Below are 6,195 nucleotides of genomic sequence, written 5' to 3'. Positions count from 1 at the left end.
GCGGTCGGCTTCATCGGCGCGATCGGTGCGGTCGGCGGCTTCCTGATCCCGCTGGGCTTCGGCAAGTCGATCGCGCTCACCGGCGGTCCGCAGCTCGCGCTGATCATCTATCTCGCCTTCTACGCGCTCTGTCTCGCCACGACCTGGTGGTTCTATCTGCGCAAGGGTCCGGAGAGCGCCGGCGCGCCGAGCCTCGCAGAAGCGAGGATCTGAATCATGGCGCGGCGCCGGGATGAACCATCGAGCCCGCCCGCAGACTAATGGCTTTCCCCCATAACCTAAGGATTGTCCGTAATGAATCCGACACAGATCAAACTGGTTCAGGACAGCTTCATCAAGGTCGCGCCGATCACCGAACAGGCCGCGGTGATCTTCTACGATCGCCTGTTCGAGGTCGCGCCGCAGGTGCGGGCGATGTTTCCGCCCGACATGACGGAGCAGCGGCGGAAATTGATGGCAACGCTCGCCATCGTCGTGACCGGGCTTTCCGACCTGCCGTCGATCCTTCCCGCCGCGAGCGCGCTCGCCACCCGCCACGTCGCCTATGGCGCCAAGGCCGAGCATTATCCGGTGGTGGGCCAGGCGCTGCTGTGGACGCTGGAGAAGGGACTGGGTGCGGACTGGACCCCCGAGGTCGCCGAAGCCTGGACCGCCGCTTACATCCTGCTGTCCACCTTCATGATCAACCAGGCCTATGGCCGGCCGCAGGCCGCAGAGTAGGGGCAGGCGCGTGCCATGAGTGAGCCGCTGGTTATCGTCGGCAATGGCATGGCCGCCGCGCGTCTTGTCGACGAACTCGCCAAGTCCGCGCTCGGCCGCCATGCCATCGCCGTCATCGGCGAGGAGCCGCGGCTCGCCTACAACCGCGTGCTGCTGTCGTCGGTCTTGGCGGGCGAGACCGCCTCGCACGAGATCGAGCTCAAGCCCGCGCAGTGGTGGCGCGACCGCGGCGTCACCCTGAAATACGGCGCCCTGGCCACCGAGATCGACGTCGGCCGGCGCGAGCTCAAGATCGAGGGCGAGGAGAGTGTCGAATTCTCGCGCCTGGTGCTCGCGACCGGCTCGACGCCGCTCCGGCTCAACGTGCCCGGCGCCGAGCTCGCGGGCGTCCACACCTTCCGCGACAGCCGCGACGTCGACCTGTTGCTGACGCTGGCGGCGCAGCGGAAGCGGGTCGTCGTGGTCGGCGGTGGCCTGCTCGGGCTCGAGGCCGCCTATGGGCTCGCCAAGGCGGGGGCCACCGTCACGCTGGTGCATCTGATGGACCGGCTGATGGAGCGCCAGCTCGATCCGGCGGCAGCACTGCTCTTGAAGACGCTGGTCGAGCGCAAGAGCATCGCTGTTCTCCTCAATGCCAATACTGCGCGCATCCACGGCACGACGCATGTCGAGAGCGTCGAACTCGCTGATGGACGGCAGATCGAGGCCGAGGCGGTGATCTTCGCTGCCGGCATCCGGCCCAATGTCATGCTGGCGAAGGAGGCCGGTCTCTCCGTCAGTCGCGGCATCGTCGTCGACGATCACCTGCAGACCAGCGCGGACGGCATTTTCGCGCTCGGCGAATGCGCCGAGCATCGCGGCATCTGCTACGGCCTGGTCGAGCCGGCCTACCAGCAGGCGCGGGTGCTGGCGCGGCACCTGGCAGGCAAATCGGCCGCCTATGCCGGCAGCGTGGTCGCGACCAATCTCAAAGTGTCCGGCGTTGCGGTGTTCTCCGCCGGCGACTTCATGGGAGCCGACGGCAGCGAGAGCATGCTGCTGAGCGACCATAGGCGCGGCACCTACAAGAAGCTGGTGGTCGCCGACGGAAGGCTGACCGGCGCGGTCCTGATCGGCGATACCGCGGACGCGCTCTGGTATCTCGAATTGATCCGCGGCCGTGAGCCGATCGCGCGGATCCGGAAGGAGATGATGTTCGGTCGCGCGCTCGTGCTCGGCGCAAGGGCCGCATGAGGCGTCGCGGCCATTCAGCATGACGGTCCTGCCATGAACTCCATCGATTCCAATCTCCGCGCCACGCGCACCACCTGTCCCTATTGCGGCGTCGGCTGCGGCGTGCTCGCGACGCCCGACGGCAGGGGCGGTGCGAAGATCGCCGGGGATGGCGAGCATCCCGCCAATTTCGGCCGGCTCTGCTCCAAGGGCTCCGCGCTCGGCGAGACGCTCGCGCTCGAAAGCCGCCTGCTTCATCCGATGATCCGCTGCAAGGGCACGCTCGAGCGCGTGGCCTGGAGCGATGCGCTGGACCACGTCGCGCACCGGCTGCAGCACATCATCGCGCGCGACGGCCCGGATGCGGTCGCCTTCTATCTCTCCGGCCAGATGCTCACCGAGGACTATTACGTCGCCAACAAGCTGATGAAGGGCTTCGTCGGCTCGGCCAATGTCGACACCAATTCGCGGCTCTGCATGGCCTCCACCGTCGCCGGCCACCGCCGCGCCTTCGGCGCGGACACCGTGCCCGGCTGCTATGAGGACCTCGACGAGGCCGACCTGCTGGTGCTGGTCGGCTCCAATGCGGCCTGGTGTCATCCGGTGCTGTTCCAGCGCATGGTGGCCAACCGGCAGCAGCGCGGCGCGCGCATGGTCGTGATCGACCCGCGCCGCACCGACACCGCCGAGGATGCCGAACTGTTTCTCGGCTTGCGGCCCGGTACCGACACCGCGCTGTTCTCGGGCCTGTTGGCGCATCTCGCCGACACCGGCGCGCTCGATCACGACTACATCCGCCTTCACACCGCGGGTTTCGACGAGGCGCTGGCGCGGGCGCGGCAGATCGCCGGCAGCGCGGCCGCGACTGCGCTTGCGACAGGGCTGTCCGAGGCCGACGTTGCGACCTTCTTCAAGCTGTTCCGCGAGACCGCGCGCGTGGTCACGCTCTATTCGCAGGGCGTCAACCAGTCGGCGCAGGGCACCGACAAGGTCAACGCGATCCTCAATTGCCATCTCGCCACCGGCCGCATCGGCAAGGTCGGCGCCTCGCCGTTCTCGCTGACCGGCCAGCCCAATGCAATGGGCGGCCGTGAGGTCGGCGGCCTCGCCAACCAGCTCGCCGCGCATATGGCCTTCACGCCGCCCGACATCGACCGGGTGCGGCGGTTCTGGAAGGCGCCGCACATCGCCACCCATGAGGGGCTGAAGGCGGTGCAGATGTTCGAGGCGATCGCGCGCGGCGAGATCAAGGCGCTGTGGGTGATCGGTACCAATCCGGTGGTGTCGCTGCCGAATGCCGACGTCGTGCGCGAGGCGCTGAACAAGCTCGAGCTGTTCGTGGTGTCCGAGAACGTCCGCTCCAACGACACCGTGAATGCCGGCGTGCACGTGCTGCTGCCGGCGCAGGCCTGGGGCGAGAAAAGCGGTACCGTGACCAATTCCGAGCGACGCATCTCGCGTCAGCGCGCGTTCCTGCCGACACCGGGCGAGGCCAGGCCGGACTGGTGGATCGTCAGCGAGGTGGCCAGGCGCCTCGGCTTCGGGCCTGCGTTCGATTTCAACTCGGAGGCCGACGTGTTCCGCGAGCATGCGGCGCTCTCGGCCTTCGAGAACGACGGTGCGCGCGACTTCGACATCGGCGGCCTCGCGCAGCTCTCCGACGACGCCTACGACGCGATGATGCCGGTGCTGTGGCCGATGCGCGCCGACGACAGCCGGCAGCAGGAGCGCTTCTTCGCCGACGGCAGGTTCTACGGCAACGATCGCAAGGCCCGCTTCATCGCGCCGGAGATGCCGGCATTGCGCGGGGAAACCCATCCGGGACGGCCGCTGCGGCTCAACACCGGCCGCATCCGCGACCAGTGGCACACCATGACCCGCACCGGCCTGAGCCAGCGACTCGGTGCGCATCTGCCCGCGCCGTTCGTCGAGATCCATCCCGATGACGCCCTGCGCCATGGCATCACCGACGACAGCTTTGCGCGGGTGACGACCGATTACGGCCAGTGCATCCTGAAGGCCGTGGTCAGTCCGCGGGCGCAGCGCGGCACGCTGTTTGCGCCGATCCATTGGAGCGAAGCCAACAGCTCCGCCGCGCGGGTCGGCGCGCTGGTCGCCCCTTTCACCGATCCGTTTTCCGGCCAGCCTGAGAGCAAGGCGACGCCGGCCTCGATCGCGCCGCATGAATACGTGTTCCGCGGCTTCGTGCTGTCGCGCAGCGAGCTCGCGCTGCCGCCGGGCCTGTGGTGGGCGCGCGCCGCGGTCGCCGGCGGCCAAGGCTATCTGTTCGCCGATAACGGCGACCTTGCGCGCTGGCCGGCCTGGCTCAAGCAGATCGCCGGCGACGATCTCGCCGAATACCGCGACTTCGGCGGCGGCGTCTTTCGCGCGGCGTCGTTTGCCGGCGAGCGCATCGAGACCTGCCTCTTTGTCGGCCCCGCGCATGATGGTGGCGACTGGGAGGTTGTGAAAGGTCTGTTCGCGGCTGATCATCTCTCCGACGACCAGCGCCGTCTCCTGCTGTCGGGCCATTCGGTCGAGGGCGTCGCGAACGCGGGTCCCGTGGTCTGCGCCTGTTTCGGCGTCGGCCGCGGCAGCATTTGTGATGCGATCGCCGCCGGCGCGAAGACCGCGGCCGAGATCGGCGCAAAGCTCAAGGCCGGCACCAATTGCGGCTCCTGCATTCCCGAATTGAAGCGCCTGATTGCACAGGCACCCGCGGCTGCGCCACGGCCGGCCGCAGCTGTGGGTTAACCGTAACCGTTCGCCACGCCTCAGCACGAGGAACCATTCGGTTCGCCACGCGTAGGCTTTGAGGCGCCTGGGCGTGCTGCGGTGCAGCCGTCCGTGCGGCGCGAGAAGCGGGAGCGTGTCATGCCGCTCTATCATTTCGATCTCGTCAACCCCAGAACGGCCGTCGACGAAGGCGACACGGAACTGCCCGACGACATCGAGGCCATGGACGAAGCCGACGGGATTGCGCGGCGCGTCCTGCGTGAGCGTCCGGAAGTGAAGAACGGGCACTATGCCATCGCGGTCAGCAATGAGGACGGCGAGGAGATCTGCTGCGTTCCGCTCGACATCATCCACGAGAGGATTCCATGAGGCATTCCGACCAGGGCATTGCGCGCGACCAGAAGGGCGAGGAGCAGCCGACCGACAAGGATCGCGCGCAACGGGTGCACAAGGCCGATCCGAAGACATCGGTTTCCCGCGAGGCGACCCGCGACCCGAAGCTCAACGACGCCGAGCGGACGCCGGGCTCCGGCATGGCGAGCGACGATGACGGCACTCCGCCGACGGGGTGAGGAACGATTGCCGGCGCAGCCTGTTTCTCCTTTCCATCTTCAATGGAGGCTGACATGGCGATGAGCAGACATGAGCTGGACGAGCGCGAGTTCGGCAACCTGATCGGCAGCGACAAGGTCGAGGGCACGGCGGTGTACGGACCCGACGACGCCAAGATCGGCTCGATCGAGCGCGTGATGATCGACAAGGCCAGCGGCCGGGTGTCCTATGCCGTGCTCGGCTTCGGCGGGTTTCTGGGGCTCGGCAACGACCACTATCCGCTGCCCTGGCAGTCGCTGAAATACGACACCGCGCTCGGCGGATACCGCACCGGCATCACCGAAAGCCAGCTCCGCGGCGCCCCGCGATACCGCGAGGAAGGCGAATGGAACTGGAGCGATATCGCGGCGACCCGTGCGCTCAACGATTATTACGGCGTGCCGGTGGTCTAGCCGGTGGCGGTATTGCACGGAAAGTGCAGGGCGGGATGCAACGATCCTGCCTGTTTCGCGTTGTAGACAGCCAGTCGGCTTCCCTTGCCCCGGGACCCGCACTGGTCTTCCGGTGACGGCCTCGGCGCTTCGATGCTGCCGAGGCCGTCTTCGTTTCGGGCGGTGTAGCGGGAGCAGGGGTGGTGGCAACGGGTACGATGGGCTAAGAAGCGCGCGCGACGATGCTACGCATCGTACGGGGCGCCGTCCCCACCATTCTTTCAACGGCGCGGTTGCAAATGATGGGCGCGCTCCCGCCTTTGCGTGGTGCGCGTCGATGCAAGTGGCCCGCTTAGCCCACTCTGCAATCCGGCGCCTCATCAACTCGATTAACCTGTGCTGGATGCCCCGCTTTCGCGGAGCATGACAGCGGAGGGTGTGCGACAGGAGAGGACATACGCTCGCGTTCTCGCGACGGGATTCGTCCGAGGCTTGCTACATGCATCGCCCTCGAAATCGGGGAGGGCGCAGGGAATGCCGGATG

Annotated in this window: 6 protein-coding genes and 1 pseudogene; all 7 read left to right on the top strand. The window is 67.4% G+C overall.

What is annotated here, in order from left to right; all coding sequences use genetic code 11:
* Nucleotides 1-213, top strand: a pseudogene (locus JOY90_RS37820) (MFS transporter); the annotation flags it as partial.
* A gap of 81 nt (nt 214-294) precedes the next feature.
* Entirely contained in the window at nt 295-720 is a 426-nt protein-coding gene (locus tag JOY90_RS37815) for a globin family protein (RefSeq protein WP_291696182.1), read from the top strand.
* A 15-nt stretch (nt 721-735) separates the two neighbouring features.
* Complete coding sequence (locus JOY90_RS37810) at nt 736-1,953, top strand: FAD-dependent oxidoreductase (protein ID WP_291696181.1); 1,218 nt, start codon at nt 736-738, stop codon at nt 1,951-1,953.
* A gap of 33 nt (nt 1,954-1,986) precedes the next feature.
* Nucleotides 1,987-4,686 (top strand): nitrate reductase, encoded by a 2,700-nt coding sequence (locus tag JOY90_RS37805; protein WP_291696180.1) that lies wholly within the window; start codon nt 1,987-1,989, stop codon nt 4,684-4,686.
* Between the two features lie 120 nt (nt 4,687-4,806).
* The gene (locus JOY90_RS37800) at nt 4,807-5,037 is read left to right on the top strand and encodes a hypothetical protein (RefSeq protein WP_291696179.1); all 231 of its coding nucleotides are present in this window, start codon (nt 4,807-4,809) and stop codon (nt 5,035-5,037) included.
* Nucleotides 5,034-5,240, top strand: a complete 207-nt coding sequence (locus JOY90_RS37795) for a hypothetical protein (protein ID WP_291696178.1) — start codon at nt 5,034-5,036, stop codon at nt 5,238-5,240. The genes JOY90_RS37800 and JOY90_RS37795 overlap by 4 nt, the downstream gene beginning before the upstream one ends.
* A 54-nt stretch (nt 5,241-5,294) precedes the next feature.
* Nucleotides 5,295-5,672 (top strand): PRC-barrel domain-containing protein, encoded by a 378-nt coding sequence (locus JOY90_RS37790; RefSeq protein WP_291696177.1) that lies wholly within the window; start codon nt 5,295-5,297, stop codon nt 5,670-5,672.
* Nucleotides 5,673-6,195 lie beyond the last annotated feature (523 nt).

The sequence above is a fragment of the Bradyrhizobium sp. genome (assembly GCF_019242285.1).
Classification (GTDB): Bacteria; Pseudomonadota; Alphaproteobacteria; order Rhizobiales; family Xanthobacteraceae; genus Bradyrhizobium.
Note: the sequence above shows the minus strand (reverse complement) of the source record. Positions and strands in the feature narration are given on the sequence as shown.